The following is a 22,981-nucleotide window of genomic DNA, read 5'->3' as shown; positions in this document are numbered from 1 at the left end:
TGTCTGCCTGCACAGCGCCATTCAGCGCATGTGGCGTTTCAGAAACAAAGCTCCTGAGCTGAGCATTAAGGCGGAAAATTATGTTTCTTCTTCCCGCCTCCTCGCCATCCGGAGCTGATCTATATCTACACCGCTTCCGCAACGCTACTCTTCTTGCAAACGGCCTCCAGCAGGATCATCACTTGCCATCGTTTGTCTCCCCTGGCCCGCAGGCAGTCGTTGTCGGAATTGCGGAGCCATTGCTGTACCCACCTGTAGGTCTCACAGCTTGCTACATTTACCGCCCTGCCCAGAATCTCAAGGGCCATCCCGGGTTTCTCATAGATGACGTGGCGCGGTATTACCCTGGCAAGAGCATCCGCGTCCTCCGCCTCGATTGCCCTTGCAGCCCGGCGGGCGTAGTGGTCTTTGAGAGCTTCTTCGAGTTGTATCATTTTCACCATTTATACCTCCCGTATGGTTTTTTCCAGGTCGTGCCGGCCACCCCGTTCTCTTGTTTTCGCCCTAAAATCACATCCAGCGCAGCGGCGAGGGTGGCTGCATCCACCGGGTTCTCGATTCCGATGTACTGCTGCACGTCCGCCGCAGACCACTTGTCGGCATCCAGGCAGCCGCACCGGTTGAAGTTGATAACCGCTATTAAATGACTACCTCCGCCGATACCACCGGACGGCCGGACGGCAATCCACATCTCCGTACCCCGCCCCGTAATCACGTAGTTACCTGGTGCTCTGAGCGGGTGTATTTTTACCGGCCATCTGTTATCATGTAAAGATGCCTGTACTTCCATCATTCGTAATTTAACCCCCTTAAACTCCCAGGATTATATCCCCTTCCGTTTCCCCGGTTTCTTCACCCCACTGACTGCGCGGGGCCAGCAGGGTACCGTTCCAGTTGTAATCCCTTCCGCAGCGGTCGCAGGTGTTGGTGAAACCGTCGCAGATGACGGTTTCACCGCAGTCGCACCGCACTTCCACATAGCCCGGAATTCGCCTTTTGATGTACCTGACAGGATCCGGCACTTCCATCGTTCCGCAAATGGGGCACTTCTCGGGAGTGGTCCTTTTCCAGTTACCGGCTCCGCATTTGGGGCATATAACCCCGCCACCGATTTGTTCGGTAACATATTCAGCCGGAACCCTTTTGATGACTCTTGACATTCGACCCATCTCCTTTCTTATGCCCGGACGACCCGCACTTCCATACCGGCCGCCAGGGCATCGTCAATGCCTTTTTTATCGCTCCACACTGCCCGGCTAACCGCCAGGCCGTGCTTTTTCAGTTCCACTTTCAGGGTCAAGTATGCTCGTGCCACTTCCGGGTTACTTTCCACGTCCCGGTCGAAGGCGATTATGACTTCTTTTGCTTCAAGAGCCAGGATAGCCGGTATAGCCGGCCGCCAAGTGGCGGCGCTTAATGCGCCCACCACGACGGCGCCCAGGTACTTGCAGGCGATGTCCGCTTTCAACGGGCCTTCGGTGATCCATATCCGCCGGTCTTCGACTTTTGCGGGCCTGGTCACGTGGGCAGGGGTGCCGCAGGAGCAACCGCCCCGGCTCTTGTGACCGCTGAACAGCTTATATTTCCCGCCCCGGGCGTCGTCCATGCGGCGCTGCAGGGTCTGAATCCGGCCCTTTTCGTCCCGCACCGGGATGAAGTATCCCGGCTGACGGTCGAAGGTCCAGTAGGTGCCGCCTCGCGGCCCCCGGACCTTGTAAAACCCGGGGATGCCGGCCAGGTCATGGCCCATTCGGATCAGGCGCCTGCAGACCGACCATGGGGCTTCGGTTTCGGGGACCGACCGGTAGCCGTTCCTTCTGATCTCCCATTCAGTCAGCCCGCGCCGGAGCAGGTCCTCTCTGTGGCGCGGGTGAAGGTAAAGGAGTCGCAGGAAGTCACGGTACACCCGGTCCCGCACTTCCACCGGCGCGGTTTGCGCCGCGGTTATTGAATCATCTTTCATGAACGCCGGCAGGTTTACCATGCCCGGTTCCAGCCAGTGGAGGTAGGCTACCTGGCCGTTGCTCAGGATTACTTCCTTGAATGAGCCCTCGCGCACCCGCATGCAGCTGGCGATGAAGCTGTTGAAACCGCACCAGTCGCCCTTGCCGCAGATGGGGCAGGGGCGCCAGGGTTTCACCGGAATGAATTTTTCCTCGGGGTAACGGTGTTCCGCCTGCACCCCCGATCCCCCCTCTGCTTAAATCAATCCCTTTGTTTTCAGGCTTGCAAACTTTCCGTCGCCGATGATGATGTGATCCAGCACCGGGATGCCGACTATTCTCCCGGCCTCGGCCAGGTTTCTTGTGATAGCCATATCCTCATCGGAAGGTTTCGGGTCACCGCTCGGGTGATTGTGAACCAGGATTATGTGGTAACTGTTGGCCAGGATTGCCGCTTTAAAGACCTCCCGGGGGTGGACCTGGACGCTGTTCAGCGTACCTACCGCTATCGTATGGATTGCCGTCGGTTCGTTTTTGGCATTAAGGCATATAACCAGGAAGATCTCCCGATCGGCGTCTTCCAGAAAGTCACGAACCAGATCGGCCACATCCTCCGGTCTGGTTATTCTGCGGGCTGCGTAAAATATACCCGCTTCCTTGACAAGTTTCACCGAAACGATATTTACCCGTTTCTTCATGCTCCCGGGGCGGCCGCCGGCGCCGCCCCTTTCACCTCCTTTTCAGGTGATTGGGCGGGCCGGGCCGCCTGAAGTTCTAAATCTCGCAGTCTGCCATCCGCCGTGCCCGGTTCCGATCTTCCGTCTCCGCCACCAGGCGCAGCAGCCGTATCAACCTCTCGCCACGGGCAATTTCCTCGCGCAGGGAAATCTCCCGCATGGCGGACATTGCCACCAGGTAGGTGGTATCTTCACCTGCGTTTTGTGCCTCCCAGATCCGGTATGTCAAGCCGCACACCCCCCTCTCTTCCGGGTTGGCGGCTTCCCAGATCCTTTCCAGCACTTCCTCGACCTCGCAGAGCACTTTCATTACGAGTTTGAGCGCCTGTTTCGGCTCGCCGCCGGCGCAGGCTTTGATGTACTGCCACCCGTGCCAGGCATATCCGGTATAGCCGTAGATCTCGCAGAGGGTACAGGCCACTGTCTCGGCGACCACTTCCTGCACCGGATCCTGGCCTCCCACCAGCGGGCGGATGGTGTTATGCACCGCGTGCGCCAACTCGTGGAAATACGTTTTGACGTCGTGAGTGTGCAGGTTGATCCTTTTAAGTCCGGGCTGGAAACTGCCGTAATAGCTGCCGTCTCCAGGGCTGTATCTAACTTTGATCCCCAGCCTTGCCGCCACGTCGAACAGGGGAGGCAACTCGGGAGGCATGTAGTTTATCTCCGGCAGGGGTTTACCCTCCGTATCTTCCAGACGGAACACCGGTATAAACCGGAAACCCACAATCACAGGGCGTTCTTCTTCCCGCTCCTCGCCCCTTTCGGGATCCCGTATTTTGACCTTCCTGGTTTTGGTCAGCGGAGCGAGGATATGGAACGCTTTCGCGCCCTTTTTAACGTGCCGCCCTACTTCTTCCCACTGTCTGAAACCCCTGGCGTCCTCGGTCCCGGCCAGGTACATCAGCAGGCGGTTGCCCAGGCTCCATTTGTCAGACGGCCTTTCATCACCCGCCTGGCGCCGGATCATCGTCCGGGCCACCGCCGGCGGCAGGTTGCCACTTTTGAACATTGACAGCAGCTTTTCAAGCGCTTCGCGCAATCTTTCTTCTTTCATGATCCGGGGCGGGGTACCGGCCCGCCCCATTCCCTCCTTTCTCGGAAATGGTTTGGGCCGGTGGCCCGGTTAGTTTACCTTTCCGCCTCTGCGCAGTCCGGGCAAAGGAAGCCTACCAGATTGCCCCGGCTGTCGTAATCGCCGTGGACCAGGCAACCCCCGAAACGGTCTGGCCTAGCCCATTCCTCTGCCGGGCGCAGGCAAACTTCGCAGTATCCCTCTTTGAGAAGCCACTGCGCGTCGTCGCCCTGTAGGTACTCTTTAGTCATTTTCCCTTCCCCCTTCTACTTTCACCGGGATGACTTCCTCATTCCGGCAAAAGTGCACCAGGTGGTCAGTTTCGACGGCCCGTGCGTTCCATACGGCAATGGTGCCGCAGGCGTGGCAGGGACCAGCGTCTTCCCAGGGCTGGGGGTGTGGGACTTTATAGAACAGGCGGTCCTTGTGCCATGGGGTGCGGAACAGCACCCCCGGCTTAACCCTCTCAAATTTCATTCTCTCCAGGGCGGACCCTTCCGGCCCGCCCCATTCCCTCCTTTCTGGAAATGGTTTGGGCCGGAAGGCCCAGTTAGCTTACTTTGTATTCTTCGCAATCCATTCATCAATTTTGGCAGCTATAATAACTGCCTCCTCTTCACTCAGGAAACCGAAAAGTTTAAGGGTCATAAGTGCGCTAGACACTCTCTGCCCGTAAGTCTGATCGACCCAGTCTGGTGCCGGGTCGGAGGGAGATCGCCTTTCTGCAAGGGACATTTTATCTTCCCCCTTCCTCTTATGGGGCGGGCGTTACGTCTCGCCCCATTTCTCCTTTCTTGAGAACGGTCTGGGCCGGGAGGCCCGATATCTTTTACTCCCGAAAGCTGTCCCGCCAGTCGACCAGCCTGATTATCAACTCATCCAGGCTGTCCCGGAAGGGGTAACCGGCGGCCAGCTCCTCAGCCAAGTCTTTCTCCAGCTCCATGAGCCTTTCTATAACTAAGTCCAGCAACTGGTACGTCCCTGCTCTGCCCATGTTTTCGGGGCAGGCCCCCGGCGACCCGCCCCCATCTCACCTCCTTATCTGAAGTGAGTTAGGCGGGCCGGGCCGCCTGAGTGATTAAGTTTTCCTTAATAAAGCAAAAGAGGACGGTCGGAACATGAATGTCCCGTTTTCCGTCCTCTTTCTGGCCTTGACGGCCGTATTCCAATCTTCTTACCTGCGGTATGCTTTGCTCCGATGGACTACCTCGGCAATATGAACCTCCTGGTTTTCAAACCGATACCGGAAGGTCACACGCCAGTCACCCACCCGAAGCCTAAAGCGATTATCCGCGTATTCCAGCTTAAGAACATCACCTTGGGGTGGAAACACCCGCAGGTTTCTTTCAATCGCCAGACTTGAGTTGCCGAATAGCCTTGGGGGAAAAGATTATATCATACACCGAGTTCCCTCCAGACATCTTCGGCTTTTATGCCTTTACCGGCATCTATTTCGGCAAACGATTCTTCGATTTCAGCCGCTTCTTCCGGTGAAACCTTTTCAGTTGGCCAGGCCATGGAGTTAAGAATAACCCACAATGCCTGCACCTGTTCATCGCTCAACCGGTCTATAAGGGCCTTGACATACTCCCTCGCAATAGCCATGGTAATCACCCCGAGATCATTATATCTCGGAGAGACCATCTTCACCACTCCTCTTTCATTTATCATCGGCTCTCCCTTACACTCGGCTACCGCAAGGTCACCGCCAGCGTGACGATAATGCCGCCGAATCCCAGCAGCATGGTCATCAGAAGACCGATTGACCAGCGGTAGATGCCGTGCAGTTCTTGTCTTAAACCGTTAATTTCTTGCTTAACGCCACCAAACTCTTCCCGGAATTCGCTCCGCAGGTTGTTCTCCATCCGGTCCATTCTCTCCACCAGGTAGAGAAACCAGTGCGGAGGTAGTTCCGGCGGCTCAGTTGCAGCCGCTGTTTCTTTCATGGTTCCCACGGTTATCACCGCCTTCACCTCCAGTTTATCACCCCGGCGGTTATCCGACAATCTCCACGCTCACGGCGAACAGCCTGTCACCGCTTAAGGGGCGGTACTTGACTTTCGCCTGCTTGCCGGCGGCTTCCATCAGGGCCTTGCCGGTGCCATTTTTGGCGCAGATCTTATACTCCGCGTTATCGGCTGTAACCGCAATAGCCCAAATGGTGCTTTCATTCTTGCCGGGTTTGGCTTCCTTGATGGTGAACGTGCCGATCTTCAGCTCTTCCTGATCTTTTGTCTTTTCTTTGTTTTCCTTTTCGGGTTTGCTTTCGGACTTTTGCGCCCGTTCCTGCTTATTTTCTCCCAGCGCCGCCAGCATCGCCTGCGCGTCATCCGCTCTGCCCGCGCCGATGAGCGCCGACAGCAGGTTGATGGTCGCTACGGCGGCCGTCTGGCGGGAACGCAGCCACTCCAGTTCCCGGTCGGTGTGCGCCAGGTTGTCCCTGACGGCCCGGAGGGCTTCTTCGTCCCCGCCTTGGGAAAGTTTCTTTTCCAGGTCCGTCCTGGCGGCCATTATGTCGCGTATTACCGTAGGCATTTCGTTAACTTCCTTAACCAGCTTGACCAGCATTTCTTTCATGCTTCCGGGCTACGGGCCTGCGGCCCGCGCCCAATCACCTCCCTGGAAATGATGATTGGTTTTGCAGGCCGGCGGCCCTTAATTTCTCTTTACACTCGCATCCCTTACTGTACTGCCGACTCGGAAGGAACGCGGAACAGGTTACCAACGTCGATGGTTTCGCCTTTTCCGTTTCCTTCCGTAAACCTCTTTATTGCCCGTTCCACAAAAACTTCGACATCGAGATCGTAAGTTTCCTCTCCGCAGCGCGGGCAGTAGTAATAGGGGATTCTTTTGAGACAAAGCGCTGCGCCATCTTTTACCAGCGTTTTTTCTTTAAACCGAAGTTCGGCGTTCTCGTAGTAGCACCCGGCACAAATGCCGACCAACTCAAGCTTCTCCATGATATCGCATCTCCTTTTATTTCCGGGGCGATTTGAGAGTCCGGTGATCGTCTTCCCAGACATCCGGATCCGGTTCGTAGGCTGTAACCAGTATTACGGTTTTCCCGTGAAGCGCCACGACCAGATGGAGGATCCGACCACCGTTCCCACGACCCATAACCACTCTCACAGGATCCGGATTGCTTCCGTACATTCCCGGCGCATGGCCCTGGATGATCTCTCCGTTCTTTATAACGTTATACACTTCTTCCACCGTTATACCTCTTGCTTTGATCCGCTTCCGGCAATGCCTGGAAAACCGGATACGGGCACGGCGAATGCGGATCATTTCTTCCCGCCATCGTTCTTTGCCGTCATACATTTCCCGGGCTGCCTCCTTTCTCTCGAAATTGAAGCGCCCGGGTTTTTCTCCCGCGGGCGCCCGTTTCCAACGCCCGCGGAGGGCTTGCAAAAAACAGAAAAACACTTTAACAGAGCAAGCAACTGCTTCTTGCTTTCGTCCGCCAAAGTGTCTTTCTTTGCTGCTAATATTCCGTTTCTTGCGCACGCTAATGAGGCGTGCATATCAATGCGCAGCAGTTCCTTTTCAAACCGGCCAAAACCGCTGCCTTCTTCCGTATGCCGACCGGTGGCGTACTTATCTCGCGTACGTCCCAGTATTTGGAACTCCTGGGCCGCTAACGCGACACCGCCCATTGATTTGAGGACGACCACTCCTCACCGCTTGTAGCGCCGCTGGGTCGGGCCTTCCCGGTCTGCGGCGGTTAGCCCATTTCATGTCGAGGTCGGCCATACCTCTCATCCAACTTTCAACGCTAATAGAGGGGGGCAACCTCCGGCCTATAGCGCTTGGGACGTTTCGGTTACAAGGGGTTACTACGGTTGCCTTCGGAAGAGTCCACCTTCCTACCGCTGTGACCTAATGCCACTCACCCCAGGGGCCGGATACAGCTCCGGCCAGGCAAGGTACCCTGCCGCTCATCGCCGTGCAGTCGTACCGTTTTGCCCATTCCTTACGGCTGGGTCCCGCCGCCTACGTCTGCTCATCGCCGTGACGCAGGTCCGGTACGTCTGCTCATCGCCGTGACGCACCTGCCCCGAGAGTACACCCTGCTCATCGCGAGGAATTTTTCCCGGAGCACTTCTTGCCAGTGAATTCGCCCGCTCATCGCTGGCGACCACTCCGGGGCTTCCACCCGTATCAAGAGAAAGGCGTCCTGATAGGCAAGAAGTTTAAAACTTGTGTCTATATCCTTAACCCAAAGGTTAGCAGGTTACCATGTGGCTGTCAAGTGGTTTTCTGAAAAATTTTCCGGCGCAGTTCACCCGGCGCAAAGAGCAGTTCGTCCGCGGTGTACATTTTGCCCGGCGGGGTGAGGATTTTTCCTTCCCGGAGGGTCGGGAAAATATATACGTCGGCATTCGGAACAGGGTTTTCCTCCCGGCGGGGAGCGTCAATGATCCATTGAGTTGCATTATCAGCAACGGTAAAACGCATTTCTGCCATAACAACGCTTTTCCCGTTCCTAACCACCTGCCATTTAAAACCGGGCACTTCGTTCCTGGCCAGAGCATAGAAAAGCCCCAGCGCAGCCAGGCGGCAGGCTTCCTGTGCGTCCTTCGGCGGCCTGCCGTCGGCCGGAAGCCAGAGACGGAACTGCCCCTTGAATTGCCCTATTTCGGCAAATACGTTGACCCATCGGACCATTCCAGCCCACCACAGGCTGTTGAACGCCGAACCAGCTACTTTACGGTGACAGGACAACGCGGTGGCCGCCGCGCCGGTAGTCATTGCCGTGGCTTCAGCCAGCATTTCCATTAGTTCGAAGGCTCTACCGGTATAATCTATGGATTCGTTGTCCCCCCGCTTGTATTGAGGCATGCCCAGGGCAATCCCTTTTGCGTAATTAATACCTTTGCTCGGAGGCCCGTTCCCTGCGTTTTCTTGCACGTTGCCGCCTCCTTCCCCGGATTCTTTCTTCGTCCCAGCGCACCAGGTGGAGCACTCTGTTGTCCGGATCGTACCTCTGCACCTGGTATTTCACGGTTTCCCCAATCTTTACCTGTTCGCTCTTAGGGTATGGGGCGATACCGACCAAACCGGGTTTCGTTTGAACGAAGGCGATATTATCTTTAATTTGAATTATTTTCCCGGTTACCATCTCGCCACGGACATATTCTCCGGGTTGCCACGGGTCTATCATTGAAACGTCGATTTTCTTTGCCGCTTTGTCGATTCCGGTCACTTGCACTTTTACGAATTGTCCCGGGGGATACTGTACTTCAACGGGTACTGCCCGGGACAACTTTATTTCTCTCCGGGGTATCCTGACTAATACGCCACCACCGATGTCCACAACAATGCCACTCGGAGAGGACGCCCTGACCAGCGCAAGCAGTTGCTCCGATTCTTCCAACTGTTCAATCATACGGCGCAGATTTTCTTCCACGACCTCTTTTCTGGTAAGGGCGACTATGCTGTTTTTTCGGTCGATTCCCTTGATTTTCGCCGCCACAACTTGATGCTTGAACCAGTTCATTGATGTGCCTTCCGGAAGTCCGCTTTCCGATTCGGGAATTAACCCAACGATACCGAACAAGTCTTCCTGCTCTCCAAAGCTGACCTCCCAGGTGTAACCCTGGCCGTTAATTGACCTTACGTTGACTATGGTTACGTTCAAGGTTTGTTCCTTGTCCCTTGCCGTGTAAAGAGCGTCCCAGGGATCTATATCCCTGTAATTGGTTCCTTCCGGCGCAAAACGCATGTCCTATCCCTCCTGTCGGTTTTTAAACTCGAATTCTATTTTGCCGCCTTCTCCCAGGACCAGGGCGGCTTCGAAGTCCTTGCCGGCCCTGGACTTAAAGCCCTTGATAACGCCGGTCCTGCCCTTCTGGAGCAGTTCTTTTGCCAGGTTGGCCGCAATCTTTTTCCCGGCGATCTCCTTCCAGATAACGAATTTACAACCCTCCTTCCATCCCGCGCAGCCGTAGCCCTTCTTCCCCTCGATGACATCCTTGCCGCAGAGGGGACATTTGCCCAGGGCCTGGCCTGCATGGTCGGCAAATTCGAAGTTGACTTTGCCGTCTTCCCCCAGGGTCAATATGGCGTCGAAACTCTTGCCGGCTTTGGATTTGAAGCCCTTAATTACGCCGGTTCTGCCTTTTTGGAGTAACTCCTGTGCCTGTTTGGCCGTAATCTTCTTTCCGGCGGTTTCTTTCCAGATGGCAAAGTTACATCCGTCTCTGTACCCGCTGCAGCCGTATGATCTGGCAAACTCCAGCACGTCACGGCCGCACAGAGGGCACTTGCCCATCACCTCCTTCTGGTGTACCGCGCCGTTCGCTTCCTGTTCTTTTGCCATGGCCACCACCTCCACCGTGAAGTTTTTGAGGCCAACCAGCCACAACCGGGCATCATCCAGCCCCTCCTCTATACGCCGCAGCCCGTCTTCCCATTGAGCGGTGAGTTCCACCGATTTCAGTTTTTCCGGCACCAGGTCTACCAGGGCTTCGCCCCGCGGGGTGGGCACCAGGGTTTTCTTGCGGCGCTCGATGTATCCCCGCTTGATCAGCGTTTCGATGATTGCCGCCCTGGTGGCGGGGGTGCCGATGCCGCCGGCGGCTTTGAGGGTTTCGGCCATTTCCCTGTCGTCCACCAGGCGGCCGGCATTTTCCATGGCCGCCAAAAGAGTAGCTTCGGTGTACCGTTTCGGGGGTTTCGTCTGCCGCTCGACGGCCCCCGCTTCTTCGACAGCGACCGTCTCGCCTTCGGCCAGGGGCGGGAGCGGTTGTGATTCTCCGTCTTCATCTTTCCCATCCTTTTCCTCCTTTTCTTCCGGCCCGTATACCGCTTTCCAGCCCGGCTCGATCTCGACCCGGCCTCCGGATTTGAAAGTCTCGCCACCGACTTCGGTGACCACGGCGGTTTCGTCGTAGACTGCCGGGGGGTAAAACATGGCCAGGAACCTCCGGACCACCAGATCATATACATGTCGCTCCGCGGGGTTGAGGGCCGTCGGGTCCGGAGTCACGTCCGTGGGGATGATGGCGTGGTGGTCCGTGACTCCGGCGTCGTCGATGTGACGTTTGCCCGGCATCATCCCCGGCCTTATACGGCGGACCAGTTCCGCGTATTCCGGGCATTTTTCCAGGGCGGCCAGGCGCTTTTGCAGGGTGTCCCGCGCCAGTGCCTCCGTTAAATGGCGGCTGTCCGTCCTGGGATAGGTGATCAGTTTGTGTTTTTCGTAGAGGGCCTGGGCCGTGTCCAGGACCTTCTGGGCCGTCATTCCGTATTTCCGGTTGGCTTCTTTCTGCAGGTCGTTCAGGTTGAAGAGCAGGGGCGGGGCTTCCGTTTTGGTGCGTTTTTCAACCTGTGTCACCCTGCCGGAACCGGCGGCCAGGGCGGCCCGTACCAGTTCCTCCGCCCGTGATTTTTCTTTGATGCGGCTCTCGCCACCCCTGAACCACCTGCCCCGGTAGGTGGCCCCGCCGCTTTTCCGGAAGGTGGCCCGGACCTCCCAGTAAGTCTCCGGCTTGAAATCCCGGATTTCCCTTTCCCGGCGCACCACCAGGGCCAGGGTGGGCGTCTGCACCCTGCCGACGGAGAGCAGGGTTTTGTGTTTCACCGAAAACGCCCGGGTGGCGTTGATCCCCACGATCCAGTCGGCTTCGGCCCGGGCCCTGGCCGCCGCGGCCAGGTTATCCAGTTCGCGGCCGTCACGGAGTTTTTTGAAGGCCTCCCGGATTGCGGAGGGGGTGGCCTCCGAAAGCCACAGGCGTTTAATTGGCTTCCTGCAGCCGCACCACTCGTATATGCGGCGGAAGATCAGTTCTCCCTCCCGCCCCGCGTCACAGGCGTTGATTACTTCCGCCACGTCCGCTGAATTGAGCAGTTGTTTCAGGATTTTGAGTTGCTTCGCACCACTCCTGATTGGATGCAGTTTGAACTCCTCCGGGATAATGGGTAACGGTTCAAGAGTCCACTTGACGAGGGCCGGGTCGTATTCGTGCGCGTCGGCCAGCTCCAGGAGGTGGCCCAGAGCCCAGGAGATGACCAGACGGTCGTTCTCCAGGTAGCCGTCTTTTTGCGCGAATTTCCCCAGGGCGGAGGCAATATCGCGGGCGACGGACGGTTTCTCGGCTATAACCAGCTTGCGCAAAACGCTATTCCCCCTTTTTGCCGATCAGGGCCGCAAGGTCCGGGTTGCTGGTGACCACCGCCTTTTCCACCTCGCTCCAGGCCCTGAACCTGATCACCCTGTCGGCGTTCCATCTCGCGCCTTTCCCGGCGGGCAGCTTCCTGTTGTACGGCCAGTCTTTGAGCCAAAGCGCCGGTACCTTGTTGAGCAGGGCCGCTGCGAGCACCGGGTCGTCTTCAAAGACTGCCACGGCCTGCAGTTCTTTCGTGGCCACCTCCGCCTTCCCCTGCCTGTCCAGGCCGCACAGCACCTGGTCCGCAGGGAAACCGTGTTTCTGCAGCCAGCGCACGGTGAGAAAAAGGGCATCCCCGGGGCGGGAGCTGATGTAGGCGATGCGGTAGCCGAGGTCCGCCAGGGTCTTCAGCGTCTCGGCTGCGCGGGGGAACGGCTCTGCCCGTTGCAAAAGTTTCAGGCCTTCCTGGGTACTAAAAAACCCCGGCGGTAGCGGCGCCGGGTATTTGTTCAGCGGCACGCTGAACCTGCGCACCAGCTCCAGGTTCGTATTTGCCACGGTGTTGTCCACGTCTACCGCTATCCACATGTGTCTTCATCCTTTCTTCCAGGTGGGCCAGGACCCGCCGGGGGTCCACGCCCGCCAGCTCGAATATACCATGCTCGTAGCCGTCCTCCAGTACCGCTTTCCGGATGAATTTCCGGGCGTCGGCTTTGATGTTCCTGACGGAATAATCGCGGGAGCCGCACCTCACCGGGTTTACAGCGTCTTTAACGGCCTGGAGAACGACTGCCCGCGCCAATCGGGTGTATGCGGGTTCGAACATGAAAACCACCTCGCTCAAAGGTTCATAAATGCTTCCACATCAAACTCCAGGGTCTTTTGGGGAACTTTCCGGGTGCTGGTACACGCTCCACCGGTGAGTTTTTGCGCAATCCCGGCCAGTTGGCACTCTATCTCCGACAGCCGCTCTTCAAGACGGATGGCCGTGTCGATGAGTTCCCTCGCCCTGGCCGCCCGCTGGCCGGGAGGATAGTTGAACAGCGGGTGGTCAGCCGGCAGCCGCAATTCCAGCCGCTTATACTTTGTCTTATTCCTCGCCACGACGAACCACTCCTGTAAGAGTACCGGTACCTTCTTTTCCAGGCGTCATGCGGCTTCAGACCCCTTTTTCCCGCTCCGGTTCCGGCACTTAATGACCGCGACGATCAGCGCCACAAAGGAGTACCGGTACCTGAAGCGAAAAATTGCCCTCAAAGCCGGATTTTACGCGCTTTTGAGGGTTCCGGTTACAACCCTCAAAAATCCTTCCGCGTTGGCCCACTGCGGGTCCGGCAGGACCTCAGCCGCCGGGAACATATCCGTCAGCTCCGGTAGCGCTTTCGCCCCACCGCCGGCCAGGTAGAACTTCGCCACGAAGTCCCCTTTTTGCCCCAGGGCCGCCAGCACGCGGTCGGCTATGGCCAGGGCGGTATTGACGCGGGCCGCCTTCACCGCTGCCGTCAGGTCCAGCTCTCTGCCCCGGAACGTTACCCTGCCCTGAGCGACTACGGCTGCTGCCACGCTCATGTCCAGAGGAGCCCCTGTCGTGGACCCGAAGGCGGCTGCCACAGCTTCATACATCTGGAAGACGCCGTACTCAACAGAACCGCCGCCTTCGGGGCCGACTCTTCCACCGGCCACCCTGGCCAGCACGTAGTCCGTGGTTTTGTAGCCTACGTCTACGAGGCACACCAGACTGTTATCCGGCAGGTCGGAAGCCGTCAGCAGCGCTCCGGCCCCCTGGGGGTATACCACCACCTTCCCGAAAGAGAGCCGGGTGAGAGGCCCACCATCTACGGACACCATCGCATTCAGGGCCTCCAGGTGCCTGCGAAGTTCGTCCCTCTGCAGGCGGTAGTAAGCCACGGGGAGCCCTACCACCAGGGTAGCTCCCTCCCGGGCCTCCAGAAGCCGGGCGGCTGCCAGTACGAGGATGTCGTGGTTGGGATGTTTGTATTTCTCCCGGTCCAGGGTAAACGTTGCCCCCTGGCCTTCCCGCAGGGCCAGTTCGCCCACGAAATACTTTTTGGTATCGCTGGTATCGCCGTTCAATCTGCGAATTTCAACCACGTGGCCGGAGCCGTTACGGGACAGTTCAGCCAGCGGCAGTTCGCGGTGCGAAGCTACGACGGAGGGAATGAGCACCCGTTGGTCTGGAGACACGGCCTTGGTATGGCTGTAACCCACGTCGATAGCTATCATAAAACCAGCTCCTTTCGGTAAATGGTCACAAAAAAAGCGCGTTAAACGCGCTATTTCTCAAAGCACCCGTTTTACCACACCGATAACACTAGTATAAAACACTAGTATTATCTATTTCCCCACTGCCTTCCCCACCGCCACCTTACTTATGCCCGCCAGCACCCGGACCACCTCCCCCGGAAAACCCTGCCTTTCTAGCTCCGCCAGGGCTTCAGCCCGGGTGAAACTTTTGTCCCGGTAGGGCCGGTGCTCCAAGAGCGCCGTATAGACTTCCACCGCTGCAACTATCACCGACAGCGGGTGTATATCCCCGTTTCTCAGCCCGTTCGGGTAACCGGAGCCGTCCGGCCTCTCGTGGTGTTCTCTAACGATACGGCACACTGGATCCGGCACGTCAGGCCAGTATTCCCGCAGGTAATATTCCCCCGCTATAGGATGGGCGTTAACCAGCTTCCGGTCGTCGTCGCTCAAACGGGTTTTACTTACCAGCGCTGAAGGCCAGGTAATCTTGCCGCAGTCATGGAAGAAAGCCGCCTGGGTGAGCCATTCCAGCTCTTTTTCCTGCAAGCCCAGCGCACGGCCTACAGCTTCGGCGCACACCGCCGTGGCGATGGCGTGATAATACAGCGTCTCGTGCCAGGCAAGCATTTCCATAGCCAGCCTGTTCGGCCCCTGGCATTTGAGCATTTCAGACAGCCACCCGGGCAAGCCCGGGCGGTGGAGAATGAGTGCGTGCACGTGCAAGACCACCTTTCTTGATCAGAAATTTGTCACAAAAGGAAAAGGCCTGCCAACCCCGAAAAAGAAGGGCCCGGCACTGATGGACAATCCCCCCCCTTACAAAAAAAAGCTCGGAAAATCCGGGCAAAACGTTCAATCGAAAATTGGCAGGCAGTTTGGCTGGCATTGTAAGGTAGTTTCAAATACTTTGGACAATGTTCGTTTTGATGCAGGCACATCCCGCAACAACCGTTCCACCAGTTCTTGCCTGGTGATTAGTGAAAATTTTTTCGGCGGCTGACATTTTTCTTCCAAATCACACAGTGTCAACCTGCTTGTCTGGTTGCGAGTATTTATTTTCTGCCCATCAATAATCATGCTGCCGGGATGTCCGGCGTTTACAGTTCTAAGCGTAGATAAGATTTCCTCAATGTCTATTGTTTTGCCTGGTGAATCATGGTTTAGTTCCTCTTGCAGGAACAACTCACCGTCGTCTTCTAAAAAAATAACTTTTTCGTTCGCGGCTGAACGTATTGTCCGAAGACAGGTGGTCATACCAGTATCAGTTGCACCAGAAAATTTGACTTTCGCTTTCGTGCTGCAAAGCTCTTTCAGTAAATTCTCGACTTCCACTCTGTCCATCTCCTTTTTTTCTCATCGTGGTTTCAAAAAAAGAAGAAAGCTTTACGGATACCCAGCGGTAAGTTTCCTGAAGATCCACTCCCGCTCTATCTCCCCCGGTTTCGGATAAGACGGCCTGTACTCCACCCGGTTAGCCGCCTCCGAGCCGAAGAGCCAGCGGAAGTCCTCGGCGAAAAGTTCCTCCGGGTTATCGTACCGATTCTTCTTTTGCGTCTCTTTCAGCCCGCGCAACCTTACGTATTCCTGCAAATCGGCTTCGGACAGATACCCGAACCGTACCAGGTGCCCCAGTTCGTGAGCTGTCGCGTAAGCCGAAAGATAAGAGGAGGCAGGCACTCCAAAAACCAGCGTTCCGACGTCGCTCTCTTCCACAACCCGAAGGTATTTCGCGTTCGCTCCGCTGGCAAATATGAAGGCTTTCCCCGGAACGGCCAGCCCGGCAATTTCACTGCTAGACCCCGTTGCTGCGTCAGCAGGTCCATTGCACCTCTTCCGCACCACGTACACCGACCAGTCCTTTTCTTCAAGGATTGGCAGCACCGACTGGAGGTGGTAGATCTCGCAGACTACCGACTCCACGCAGGCAAGTTCCCGCTCATCCTGCACGTCCAACACCCGGTAACCAGCGACAGTGACTGGCAAATCATCTTGTCCCACCACCCGGATCTCAGCATGGGCAGGAGCGGTAAGTAGAAGCAGCAACACCAGGAAAATCAAAACTCGGCGCAAAAGATTATCCTCCTTTCATTTTTTTGACTCAAAATAAAGAAGCCGGGCAAGGCACCCGGCCCTATAAATGTTCCGCAATCAGTTCCGGCGCAACGGTCGAGTGCACGTACATGTCCGTACTGTCCGGCACTCCCGAGCTGACAATCCTCCCCCAGAAACTGACCTTTACCGGAAACCTGATTATCCCGGTCACCGCCGGGCGTGTGATGGTTTCGGAATAGCTGCCGTAAGTGTAGGAGAAGGGAAGCATGTCGCTGTTGACCACCCTGAAATAACATACCTCCACAGGGCCGTCCACCAGGGAACCGGGCAAAGGATGGTTGGTTCCGTCAAGTTTGAAGTTCGCCCGCAGTACCTCGTAAAACCTGTCCCGGGCCGCCGGTTCGTCTATGACTATCCGGTTGTCCTTCAGGTCGTCCAGACTCAGCTGGCCCGCCGCCGCCCGCAGTGAGAGGTTGAGATAGTGTCTTGCGGCTATTTTCACCGCGTACAGTTGGGCCACATCCGCCAGGAGAGAACCCACCGCCATAATGGCCAGCAGCAGGACCAGAAAGGTGACGGAAGCAAAGCCTTTCCGGTCCCGCCCGATTCTCGACGACAAGATCATTGCTCGAAATACACCTCGCTGGCCGCCGTCATCCCGGCTTTCAGGACTATCTGGTTTTCCCCGATGAGCCACCGGCCCAGGGCGTCGAAAAGGAACGTTTTGAACCGGAAGGGGTATGCCACCCCAACGGCAATCTTCCCACCCCGCTGGACGTTCGAATTTGGATCCGTGCCGTAGACGTATATGGTCCCCGGGTTGACACTCCCCGGCAGCGACGTCTCTAAAGCGTCTATACCCATCGTACTGCCTTCCGTGGTCATTTTCCTTATATGTTCCGCCGTGGCCTGGCGGATGTCGGCGGAGAAGCGGCCGTTCATGGCCGCCTCCACCGCCGCCGCGCTGGCGGCATGGTTTACCACCGCCCAGTCGTACATCAAGAAGCCCATTTCGACGATGAAAAAGAACAGCATCAGCAGGACGGCAACGATGAACAGGGCTTCGATGCTGACGGAACCCCGGGAATCTTTCCGGAAACTCACGGGCCGCCCACCTGCCCGATCTTATCCCTCATTTCCTGCATTTTCGCCCCGATTTCACCCGCCAGGCCCGAAACAAAAGGTGCCACGGCCAGGGTGAACAGGATTATATACAGGGCGACCTCGAGAAAGTGACTCCCCCTCTCGTCATGCCATATGCGCTTGAGCAAACCGAACATACTGCCGGGACAGGGGAAGCACCCCCGTCCCTCCCCCCTTTTGCTGTTATTGGCCGCTGATGTTGGGCACCGGAGTGCTGGTAACCTGATTCTGAATCTGGTCGAACTTGGACTTGATACCCTGGTTGGCCAGGGCGTACCCGGCGCCGGCCACCAGCAGGACCACCACGATGATCCACAGGCCGTTCTCGATGAAAGCGTTACCCCTCTCGTCGGATAAAAAGCGCTTGATGAAGTTTTTCATAATCCATTAACCTCCTCAATGTGATTGGTCTGGTTTTGAAAAAATCGCCGGGGGAGCTGCGTCGAACACACCCTCAACCCTCCTTCCCCCGCGAAATGCCCCCCGAAAAAAAGAACCCGCCGCAAGGCGGGTTTGCTCAGAAAGCTTTGAGCTTGTTGATGATGTTTGTGTACATGGGAAGCACCCAGAGGACGATCAGGCTGAACATCAACAGCCCGGGCAGGACAGAGAGGATCAGCGGCTGTGTCTTTATCTTTCTCTTTATTTCGGTCACCCTGCGCTCGTAGGCCATGCTGGAGTAACGCTGCAGTATCTCGTCCACGTCCATGCCGGAGCGTATCCCCTGGAGGACCACGCCCACGAAGTCCTGCACCTGGCGGAGCCCGCAGCGGTGGGCGAAGTTTTCCAGCGCCTCGGCCATGGGGGCGATTTCAAGCTCCGCGCTCAAAACATGCATCTGTTTGGCCAACTCTCCCTTTAAAGCATAGGGCACGATCTTGAGCGCCTGGTAGAGGTCCGCAGCCCGGGCGTATATCCTGACCATGTCCACCATGAGCGGGAATTCCCGGCTGATTTCTTCCTTCCGGGCCTTCTCCAGTTTGGCGAGCTGCCATTCGGGGAATTTATAGGCCGGGAAGGCCAGGAGCAGGAGCCCCGCACCGGCGAAGGGGGACTTCCAGATGACCACTCCCCCGGCGGCGGCCAGGACCAGGGCCCCCGCAAACCTGGAGGCCGTGAACAGTTCCGGCGACACTTTTATGTTCAGCGCTTCCAGCCTGACTCCGAGTTCTTTGAGTTTTTGCGGGGATGCCGCCAGGGAGCCGAGCCCTTTGAAGACTTCCAGCGTCCCGGGGAAACCTGCAAACCGCCTCACCAGCCAGGCCAGCAGCGCCATGAAAACCAGCACACAGGAAAGAACCATCATAGTTCTTCCACCACCCCTTTCCTGCGGGTGAGGTACCACGCCACGTACTCGACAACAGCCACCGCTGTCAAAACCACCTTCCCGGCCAGGCTGTTCATGAGCACTTCCCTGGAGGTGGGGGAGAATATCCAGATACCTGCCGCCGCCAGGGGTACCAGGAGTAAAAACAGGTTGATGGTCATGCTCTGGCCTCTCGTCTCCGCCTTCAGTTCGTCCCGCAGGAGCAGGCGGTTGCGGATGGTCTCGGCAATGTGCTTGATCACCTGCGACGTGTCGGTACCGTAGTGTTCCGACAGGGACACCCCCTGGACGAACAGCTCTATGTCCCGGTTGTCGGCCCGCTCCGCAAAGTCTTTCAGGGCGGTTCCCAGGTCTTTACCGGCGTTGTACTCCGCCACCACCTGCTGGAGCTCTTCCTTCAGGGGGGAGGCGGTGCCCTGGCTCACCTTTTTGAGAGAGTCCACCAGATCCCCGGTAACCTGGTAAAGCCCGGCCAGCATCTGCAGGGCGACCTCGGCCTGTTCGTCGATCACCGCTTTGCGTTTCCGGTACAGCACGTCAACCTGGCCGTGGGCGAAGGCCAGGGTCAGGACGAAGGACACAACCGCCAGGAACGGGTTTTTGAGGGCGACAAGGGACACCACCGCCAGGAAGGCTCCCGCCGTGCCGGCCAGGAGGAGAAAAGTGCGGTAGCCAATCTTCACCCCCAGCCGGTGCAGCTTCCAGCCGGTGTCCTTCTTTCCCCCGGGAATAAGGAATATGGCCTCACTTTCGGCTTCCGCCCGGGCCAGCAGGCCCCTCACCCCGGAAGCAACCGGGTTTTCTTTTTTAAGCGCCACATACCAGGCCAGAAACGCTATTGCCATCAAAGCGCATGCAATGACAGGCATGTTTTCCCCCCTTCCTGCTTTTTCCCGAAGGGGGCGATGGCGGGAAGGGGCTCGCCCAGGAGATTTTCCCGCATGCGCTCCAGCAGTTCGTCGCTCAGCCTCCCCACGGCCACGTGTTTCGCGCCCGCGTAGTCGTACCGGTAGATGTCGTTGAACACGGGCCGGCCGTTTTCGCTCCGCACCTCGGTGACGTGGGTGATCCTCCGCCTGCCGTCGGGAAACTTCTTGATGAACACGGTCATGTCCACCGTCTCCGAAATCTGGGCGATCAGGTCTTCGGCGGTCATGCCGCCCACCCGGATCATGGCCCTGACCAGCCGGTGTATGGCTTCCATTTTGCCGAAATTGGTGTGCAGCGACGTGAGGCTCCCCTCGTGACCCGTGCCCATGGCCTGGAGGAGCTCGAAGGCCTCGGCACCACGCACCTCACCCAGGATGATCCGGCTGGGCCTCATGCGCAGGGCGTTGACCATCAGTTCGTATATGCTGGCCTTCTCGCAAGCCTCGAGGGACACCACATGAGGGTGGTCCAGGGCCAGTTCCCGGGTGTCTTCAATGACAATGAGCCTTTCATTCTCCGGAATGTGGCTGGCCAGGAGGCGCAGGAAAGTCGTCTTGCCGGAACCGGTGGCCCCGCACACGATGATGTTCAGCCTGCCCCGGACGGCGTACCGGAAGAAATCGGCCATCTCCCGGTTCATGTACCCCTGGGCGATCAGGTCTTCCTCGGAGAAATACTTGACCACGAACCTCCTGATGGTGACCACCGGGTTGGGCGCCGAAGGCGGCACCACCGCGTTCACCCGCGACCCGTCGGGCAGCCGGGCGTCCACCAGGGGCTTGTTGAAGTTCACCCGGCGGCCGCACCGGTGCACTATGCGGTGGACGAACGTCAGCAGCTCCTCATCGCTCTCGAACTCCACGTCCACCCGCTCCATTTTGCTCCCGGCGCGTTCGATCCAGATTTCGTTCCTTTTGTTGATCATTATCTCGTTCACGTCCGGTTCCTCCAGGAACCGTTCCACCGGCCCGAGGCCGATGAGGTAGGAGATGACCTCCTTCTCCAGGCCGGTATCCTCCCGCCCCACCAGCTCCCTGACCTCTTTCCTGATCACTTCCTCCTGCCTGGTACGGTCTTCACGGTCCTGCAGGAACAAATCCCCGCATTTTTTCACCACGCGGTACCTGACCCGCTTGAGAAGGTCGTGAAATTCCAACCGGCATCCCCCCTACTGTTTCTGCGGCCCGGGTTTGCTTTCAGCCGAAACGGTTTCCCCCTCTTCCCGGAATACCAGTTTGGGATGTTCCGGCAGGAGATAGAAAGCCTTCGCCCGGGCTTTCGCGTACAACAGCTCGGCAACCAGGTTGCGCGGCACGGCGATGGTGATGGTGGAAGCGTTGTCCGGTACGGCCTGCTTCATCACCTGCACCTGCCCCAGCACGGGAACGGGTTTGTCGGTACCGATGACCTTGAGCCTCGTGCCGACGATCCGCGCCCCGGTGTCCATCACGGCTACCGCCGTGACGGTGTCCCCTTCTTTAATGCCCCTGGGCCAGCGGGCTTCTTCCGAATTGAAGCCGACGTATGTCTCGTCGGGCTGGAGGTAGCTGAAAGCCCCCGTCGCCTTATCCGGGTCCTGCACCAGCCGGTCCGCGATGAGCTGTTCCCCGGGATACAACGACGAGGCGGCATATTTCCCTACAGCCGCATCAAGCGACCTGACGGCTCCGGGGGCGAGGTCGCCGGCGAATACCGTGCCCTCCCTGAGTGCGTCTTTCCGGATCTGTTCCCCCGGTCGAACTTCTCTGGCCACCATTACCACTCCGACGGGACGGTAGACCAGGTGAAAGGTAGCGTAGAGCGAGAAGGCGGCGGCCAGGCTCAGCAGCACGGCCACCCAGAAGGAAGTGTTCTTCTTTTTGAGACTGAGCTTCGGCAGTTCAGGCATCCAACATTCCCTCCCTGTTCAGTTTTCTCCAGCTATTACCACTTTGTTGCGGCCACTGTTTTTGGCGGCGTACAGCGCCCTGTCGGCGCGTTCCAGCAGGGTTTCCATGCTGTCCTGCTGCGTGCGCCCGGCGACCCCGACGCTGCAGGTCACCGCCACCGGCCCGGCACAGGTCTCAAAGGGCCGGGCGGCCACTGCTTCGCGTATCCGTTCCGCCACTTTACCCGCACCGGCCGGGTCCGACCGGCAAAGGACTACAAACTCTTCGCCGCCGTAACGGGCCAGCAGGTCTTCCGGCCGCAGGCAACGGGACACCGTGCGGGCGAATCCCCGCAGCACGTCGTCCCCGGCCCGATGCCCGTAGGTGTCGTTGACCTTCTTAGAATAATCGATGTCCAGGAACAACACCGAAAAAGGCCTCGTGGAGGCCATCATGGAGTTCAAGCATACCTCAAATCTCCTGCGGGTAGCGGCCCCGGTAAGTTTGTCGCTGGCCGACGAGAAAACCAGGGGCGCGGTCTGCCCTGCAACCCGCGCCGCCCTGGTCCACTGCGCCGATTCCATTTCCACCAGCCGCCGTTTCATGGTCTCCGCTTCTTCCGCCAGGGAGGCGATTTCCCTGATTCGCACCGGGTCCTTCTTCAGGAAGAGGTAGAAACCGCCGTTGGCCAGGGCCAGGACGACCAGGAACAGCACCGCCAGCGACGGCCGGCCGGCGGCGGCCAGTGCGGATGCGGCCAGGGCCGACGAGAAGTTGATCAGGCTGCACACCTCAAGGCTCAACGGGCACCACCTCCAGCATTTCCCGCACGCTGTGGGTGCTCCAGGTCCTGCCGTCCTCCGTCCAGACCATGACGGGTACCGGGACCCCTCCACCGGAAGAGGGAAATTTCCCCGGTGTAGCCCATGCCTTTGAGTGTGCGTTCCGCTTCAGCCGGGTCGCCCTGCGCGATTACGGGCTGCCATCCCTTCCCCGCCGGGTCCCTGCCGATCAACTGCTTCAAAGCATCCCGGCAGGCGGGACACTCCGGGGAAAATAGCAGGACGGGTTTAAGGGCCGTATCGAGTTTGACGGTTTTCCCGCCCTGTTCGACCGCGATGTACCTGCCGAACGTTTCCTGACTGAAGCCGCCCTGCCCGGGTGCCGGGCCCCAGAACATCAGGGCGGCAACCAGAACCGCCGCCAGCACCCCGCTCACCACCCGGAACCTGTGCCCTCCCGCCGCTACGGATGAGGTCACCACCCCGGCGGCCAGGAGCATGTCCGCCTGAATGCATGTGGTACAGCGGCCGGCAATTGACTGCAGGACCAGGGAAACCGCCACCAGGACAGTTCCGAGGAGCACGGCCTTCAGGTGCTGTTTCGACGAGACGAACCCGGCGCACAGGGCGCTCCCCAGGACGGCCCCGGCGGTCACCACGTCCGGGGAGCCCCTGACGGCGAGAAAAATTGAGGCCGCCACGAAAAAGCTCCCGCTGATCAACCCCTGCAAGGGCACCACCCTTTCTT

Annotated in this window: 36 protein-coding genes; all 36 read right to left on the bottom strand. The window is 58.1% G+C overall.

The window, feature by feature from the left end:
• Positions 1-125: 125 nt before the first annotated feature.
• Positions 126-440, bottom strand: coding sequence for a hypothetical protein (locus D7024_RS05340; RefSeq protein ID WP_121450858.1), 315 nt, complete (start codon positions 438-440; stop codon positions 126-128).
• Entirely contained in the window at positions 437-793 is a 357-nt protein-coding gene (locus D7024_RS05335; protein ID WP_072868161.1) for a hypothetical protein, read from the bottom strand. Before D7024_RS05335 ends, D7024_RS05340 begins: the two co-directional genes overlap by 4 nt.
• Before the next feature lie 16 nt (positions 794-809).
• Entirely contained in the window at positions 810-1,160 is a 351-nt protein-coding gene (locus tag D7024_RS05330; RefSeq protein ID WP_121450857.1) for a hypothetical protein, read from the bottom strand.
• A 17-nt stretch (positions 1,161-1,177) separates the two neighbouring features.
• Entirely contained in the window at positions 1,178-2,182 is a 1,005-nt protein-coding gene (locus D7024_RS05325; protein WP_121450856.1) for a toprim domain-containing protein, read from the bottom strand.
• Positions 2,183-2,200: 18 nt separating this feature from the next.
• Positions 2,201-2,641: a JAB domain-containing protein gene (locus tag D7024_RS05320; RefSeq protein WP_121450855.1), complete on the bottom strand. Its 441-nt coding sequence runs from the start codon at positions 2,639-2,641 to the stop codon at positions 2,201-2,203.
• A 76-nt stretch (positions 2,642-2,717) separates the two neighbouring features.
• On the bottom strand, positions 2,718-3,767 hold the full coding sequence (locus D7024_RS05315; RefSeq protein ID WP_341466948.1) for an ArdC-like ssDNA-binding domain-containing protein: 1,050 nt from the start codon (positions 3,765-3,767) through the stop codon (positions 2,718-2,720).
• 44 nt (positions 3,768-3,811) lie between these two features.
• Positions 3,812-4,006 carry a hypothetical protein gene (locus D7024_RS05310; protein WP_121450854.1) on the bottom strand — a complete coding sequence of 65 codons (195 nt, stop codon included), beginning with the start codon at positions 4,004-4,006 and terminating at the stop codon, positions 3,812-3,814.
• Positions 3,999-4,232 carry a hypothetical protein gene (locus tag D7024_RS05305; RefSeq protein ID WP_121450853.1) on the bottom strand — a complete coding sequence of 78 codons (234 nt, stop codon included), beginning with the start codon at positions 4,230-4,232 and terminating at the stop codon, positions 3,999-4,001. Before D7024_RS05305 ends, D7024_RS05310 begins: the two co-directional genes overlap by 8 nt.
• 78 nt (positions 4,233-4,310) lie before the next feature.
• Positions 4,311-4,490 carry a hypothetical protein gene (locus D7024_RS05300; protein WP_121450852.1) on the bottom strand — a complete coding sequence of 60 codons (180 nt, stop codon included), beginning with the start codon at positions 4,488-4,490 and terminating at the stop codon, positions 4,311-4,313.
• Between the two features lie 94 nt (positions 4,491-4,584).
• A complete protein-coding gene (locus tag D7024_RS14745; RefSeq protein WP_165859282.1) occupies positions 4,585-4,725 on the bottom strand; it encodes a hypothetical protein in 141 nt (46 codons plus the stop codon).
• A gap of 204 nt (positions 4,726-4,929) precedes the next feature.
• Positions 4,930-5,088, bottom strand: a complete 159-nt coding sequence (locus D7024_RS15555) for a type II toxin-antitoxin system RelE family toxin (RefSeq protein ID WP_353928498.1) — start codon at positions 5,086-5,088, stop codon at positions 4,930-4,932.
• A 62-nt stretch (positions 5,089-5,150) separates the two neighbouring features.
• Positions 5,151-5,399 carry a hypothetical protein gene (locus D7024_RS05295; protein ID WP_121452475.1) on the bottom strand — a complete coding sequence of 83 codons (249 nt, stop codon included), beginning with the start codon at positions 5,397-5,399 and terminating at the stop codon, positions 5,151-5,153.
• 47 nt (positions 5,400-5,446) lie between these two features.
• Complete coding sequence (locus D7024_RS05290) at positions 5,447-5,761, bottom strand: hypothetical protein (protein ID WP_243113702.1); 315 nt, start codon at positions 5,759-5,761, stop codon at positions 5,447-5,449.
• Complete coding sequence (locus D7024_RS05285; RefSeq protein ID WP_121450851.1) at positions 5,751-6,332, bottom strand: hypothetical protein; 582 nt, start codon at positions 6,330-6,332, stop codon at positions 5,751-5,753. Before D7024_RS05285 ends, D7024_RS05290 begins: the two co-directional genes overlap by 11 nt.
• Before the next feature lie 104 nt (positions 6,333-6,436).
• Positions 6,437-6,715: a YgiT-type zinc finger protein gene (locus tag D7024_RS05280; protein ID WP_165859281.1), complete on the bottom strand. Its 279-nt coding sequence runs from the start codon at positions 6,713-6,715 to the stop codon at positions 6,437-6,439.
• Between the two features lie 16 nt (positions 6,716-6,731).
• Positions 6,732-7,076, bottom strand: coding sequence for a DUF4258 domain-containing protein (locus D7024_RS05275; RefSeq protein WP_121450849.1), 345 nt, complete (start codon positions 7,074-7,076; stop codon positions 6,732-6,734).
• 927 nt (positions 7,077-8,003) lie between these two features.
• On the bottom strand, positions 8,004-8,666 hold the full coding sequence (locus D7024_RS14740; RefSeq protein WP_165859280.1) for a hypothetical protein: 663 nt from the start codon (positions 8,664-8,666) through the stop codon (positions 8,004-8,006).
• Positions 8,623-9,480: a S1 RNA-binding domain-containing protein gene (locus tag D7024_RS05260; protein WP_121450847.1), complete on the bottom strand. Its 858-nt coding sequence runs from the start codon at positions 9,478-9,480 to the stop codon at positions 8,623-8,625. The genes D7024_RS14740 and D7024_RS05260 overlap by 44 nt, the downstream gene beginning before the upstream one ends.
• Before the next feature lie 3 nt (positions 9,481-9,483).
• The gene (locus tag D7024_RS05255) at positions 9,484-11,874 is read right to left on the bottom strand and encodes a DNA topoisomerase 3 (RefSeq protein WP_121450846.1); all 2,391 of its coding nucleotides are present in this window, start codon (positions 11,872-11,874) and stop codon (positions 9,484-9,486) included.
• 4 nt (positions 11,875-11,878) lie between these two features.
• Positions 11,879-12,454 (bottom strand): LNS2 domain-containing protein, encoded by a 576-nt coding sequence (locus D7024_RS05250; RefSeq protein WP_125185625.1) that lies wholly within the window; start codon positions 12,452-12,454, stop codon positions 11,879-11,881.
• Positions 12,339-12,692 (bottom strand): hypothetical protein, encoded by a 354-nt coding sequence (locus D7024_RS05245; RefSeq protein ID WP_121450844.1) that lies wholly within the window; start codon positions 12,690-12,692, stop codon positions 12,339-12,341. Before D7024_RS05245 ends, D7024_RS05250 begins: the two co-directional genes overlap by 116 nt.
• A gap of 14 nt (positions 12,693-12,706) precedes the next feature.
• Positions 12,707-12,970 (bottom strand): hypothetical protein, encoded by a 264-nt coding sequence (locus D7024_RS05240; RefSeq protein WP_121450843.1) that lies wholly within the window; start codon positions 12,968-12,970, stop codon positions 12,707-12,709.
• A gap of 162 nt (positions 12,971-13,132) precedes the next feature.
• Positions 13,133-14,110 (bottom strand): ParM/StbA family protein, encoded by a 978-nt coding sequence (locus D7024_RS05235; protein WP_121450842.1) that lies wholly within the window; start codon positions 14,108-14,110, stop codon positions 13,133-13,135.
• A 111-nt stretch (positions 14,111-14,221) separates the two neighbouring features.
• The gene (locus D7024_RS05230; protein WP_243113701.1) at positions 14,222-14,797 is read right to left on the bottom strand and encodes an HD-GYP domain-containing protein; all 576 of its coding nucleotides are present in this window, start codon (positions 14,795-14,797) and stop codon (positions 14,222-14,224) included.
• Between the two features lie 186 nt (positions 14,798-14,983).
• Complete coding sequence (locus D7024_RS05225; protein ID WP_121450840.1) at positions 14,984-15,463, bottom strand: P-loop NTPase family protein; 480 nt, start codon at positions 15,461-15,463, stop codon at positions 14,984-14,986.
• A gap of 51 nt (positions 15,464-15,514) precedes the next feature.
• Positions 15,515-16,201 (bottom strand): hypothetical protein, encoded by a 687-nt coding sequence (locus D7024_RS05220; protein WP_121450839.1) that lies wholly within the window; start codon positions 16,199-16,201, stop codon positions 15,515-15,517.
• 61 nt (positions 16,202-16,262) lie between these two features.
• Positions 16,263-16,808 (bottom strand): hypothetical protein, encoded by a 546-nt coding sequence (locus D7024_RS05215; protein WP_121450838.1) that lies wholly within the window; start codon positions 16,806-16,808, stop codon positions 16,263-16,265.
• A complete protein-coding gene (locus tag D7024_RS05210) occupies positions 16,805-17,287 on the bottom strand; it encodes a TadE/TadG family type IV pilus assembly protein (RefSeq protein ID WP_121450837.1) in 483 nt (160 codons plus the stop codon). The genes D7024_RS05215 and D7024_RS05210 overlap by 4 nt, the downstream gene beginning before the upstream one ends.
• Positions 17,284-17,454 (bottom strand): hypothetical protein, encoded by a 171-nt coding sequence (locus D7024_RS14735; RefSeq protein WP_165859279.1) that lies wholly within the window; start codon positions 17,452-17,454, stop codon positions 17,284-17,286. Before D7024_RS14735 ends, D7024_RS05210 begins: the two co-directional genes overlap by 4 nt.
• 55 nt (positions 17,455-17,509) lie before the next feature.
• A complete protein-coding gene (locus D7024_RS05200) occupies positions 17,510-17,707 on the bottom strand; it encodes a Flp family type IVb pilin (protein WP_121450835.1) in 198 nt (65 codons plus the stop codon).
• 136 nt (positions 17,708-17,843) lie between these two features.
• Entirely contained in the window at positions 17,844-18,632 is a 789-nt protein-coding gene (locus D7024_RS05195) for a type II secretion system F family protein (protein ID WP_121450834.1), read from the bottom strand.
• Positions 18,629-19,522 (bottom strand): type II secretion system F family protein, encoded by an 894-nt coding sequence (locus D7024_RS05190; RefSeq protein WP_121450833.1) that lies wholly within the window; start codon positions 19,520-19,522, stop codon positions 18,629-18,631. The genes D7024_RS05195 and D7024_RS05190 overlap by 4 nt, the downstream gene beginning before the upstream one ends.
• Positions 19,498-20,739 (bottom strand): TadA family conjugal transfer-associated ATPase, encoded by a 1,242-nt coding sequence (locus D7024_RS05185; RefSeq protein WP_121450832.1) that lies wholly within the window; start codon positions 20,737-20,739, stop codon positions 19,498-19,500. The genes D7024_RS05190 and D7024_RS05185 overlap by 25 nt, the downstream gene beginning before the upstream one ends.
• 12 nt (positions 20,740-20,751) lie before the next feature.
• Entirely contained in the window at positions 20,752-21,471 is a 720-nt protein-coding gene (locus D7024_RS05180; protein WP_121450831.1) for an SAF domain-containing protein, read from the bottom strand.
• Between the two features lie 18 nt (positions 21,472-21,489).
• Positions 21,490-22,254, bottom strand: a complete 765-nt coding sequence (locus tag D7024_RS05175; RefSeq protein WP_121450830.1) for a GGDEF domain-containing protein — start codon at positions 22,252-22,254, stop codon at positions 21,490-21,492.
• Positions 22,251-22,964 carry a hypothetical protein gene (locus tag D7024_RS05170; protein ID WP_121450829.1) on the bottom strand — a complete coding sequence of 238 codons (714 nt, stop codon included), beginning with the start codon at positions 22,962-22,964 and terminating at the stop codon, positions 22,251-22,253. The genes D7024_RS05175 and D7024_RS05170 overlap by 4 nt, the downstream gene beginning before the upstream one ends.
• Between the last annotated feature and the right edge of the window lie 17 nt (positions 22,965-22,981).

Source organism: Desulfofundulus salinus, assembly GCF_003627965.1.
Lineage (GTDB): Bacteria > Bacillota > Desulfotomaculia > Desulfotomaculales > Desulfovirgulaceae > Desulfofundulus > Desulfofundulus salinus.
Note: the sequence above shows the minus strand (reverse complement) of the source record. Positions and strands in the feature narration are given on the sequence as shown.

Excerpts from the sequence above, each read along its gene's own strand:
- D7024_RS05335 (WP_072868161.1), bottom strand. The coding sequence starts at position 793 with ATGATGGAAGTACAGGCATCTTTACATGATAACAGATGGCCGGTAAAA.
- D7024_RS05330 (WP_121450857.1), bottom strand. The coding sequence starts at position 1,160 with ATGTCAAGAGTCATCAAAAGGGTTCCGGCTGAATATGTTACCGAACAA.
- D7024_RS05320 (WP_121450855.1), bottom strand. The coding sequence starts at position 2,641 with ATGAAGAAACGGGTAAATATCGTTTCGGTGAAACTTGTCAAGGAAGCG.
- D7024_RS05315 (WP_341466948.1), bottom strand. The coding sequence starts at position 3,767 with ATGGGGCGGGCCGGTACCCCGCCCCGGATCATGAAAGAAGAAAGATTG.
- D7024_RS05310 (WP_121450854.1), bottom strand. The coding sequence starts at position 4,006 with ATGACTAAAGAGTACCTACAGGGCGACGACGCGCAGTGGCTTCTCAAA.
- D7024_RS05305 (WP_121450853.1), bottom strand. The coding sequence starts at position 4,232 with ATGAAATTTGAGAGGGTTAAGCCGGGGGTGCTGTTCCGCACCCCATGG.
- D7024_RS05300 (WP_121450852.1), bottom strand. The coding sequence starts at position 4,490 with ATGTCCCTTGCAGAAAGGCGATCTCCCTCCGACCCGGCACCAGACTGG.
- D7024_RS05295 (WP_121452475.1), bottom strand. The coding sequence starts at position 5,399 with ATGGTCTCTCCGAGATATAATGATCTCGGGGTGATTACCATGGCTATT.
- D7024_RS05285 (WP_121450851.1), bottom strand. The coding sequence starts at position 6,332 with ATGAAAGAAATGCTGGTCAAGCTGGTTAAGGAAGTTAACGAAATGCCT.
- D7024_RS05280 (WP_165859281.1), bottom strand. The coding sequence starts at position 6,715 with ATGGAGAAGCTTGAGTTGGTCGGCATTTGTGCCGGGTGCTACTACGAG.
- D7024_RS05275 (WP_121450849.1), bottom strand. The coding sequence starts at position 7,076 with ATGTATGACGGCAAAGAACGATGGCGGGAAGAAATGATCCGCATTCGC.
- D7024_RS05260 (WP_121450847.1), bottom strand. The coding sequence starts at position 9,480 with ATGCGTTTTGCGCCGGAAGGAACCAATTACAGGGATATAGATCCCTGG.
- D7024_RS05250 (WP_125185625.1), bottom strand. The coding sequence starts at position 12,454 with ATGTGGATAGCGGTAGACGTGGACAACACCGTGGCAAATACGAACCTG.
- D7024_RS05245 (WP_121450844.1), bottom strand. The coding sequence starts at position 12,692 with ATGTTCGAACCCGCATACACCCGATTGGCGCGGGCAGTCGTTCTCCAG.
- D7024_RS05235 (WP_121450842.1), bottom strand. The coding sequence starts at position 14,110 with ATGATAGCTATCGACGTGGGTTACAGCCATACCAAGGCCGTGTCTCCA.
- D7024_RS05230 (WP_243113701.1), bottom strand. The coding sequence starts at position 14,797 with ATGCTCAAATGCCAGGGGCCGAACAGGCTGGCTATGGAAATGCTTGCC.
- D7024_RS05215 (WP_121450838.1), bottom strand. The coding sequence starts at position 16,808 with ATGATCTTGTCGTCGAGAATCGGGCGGGACCGGAAAGGCTTTGCTTCC.
- D7024_RS05200 (WP_121450835.1), bottom strand. The coding sequence starts at position 17,707 with ATGAAAAACTTCATCAAGCGCTTTTTATCCGACGAGAGGGGTAACGCT.
- D7024_RS05195 (WP_121450834.1), bottom strand. The coding sequence starts at position 18,632 with ATGATGGTTCTTTCCTGTGTGCTGGTTTTCATGGCGCTGCTGGCCTGG.
- D7024_RS05190 (WP_121450833.1), bottom strand. The coding sequence starts at position 19,522 with ATGCCTGTCATTGCATGCGCTTTGATGGCAATAGCGTTTCTGGCCTGG.
- D7024_RS05180 (WP_121450831.1), bottom strand. The coding sequence starts at position 21,471 with ATGCCTGAACTGCCGAAGCTCAGTCTCAAAAAGAAGAACACTTCCTTC.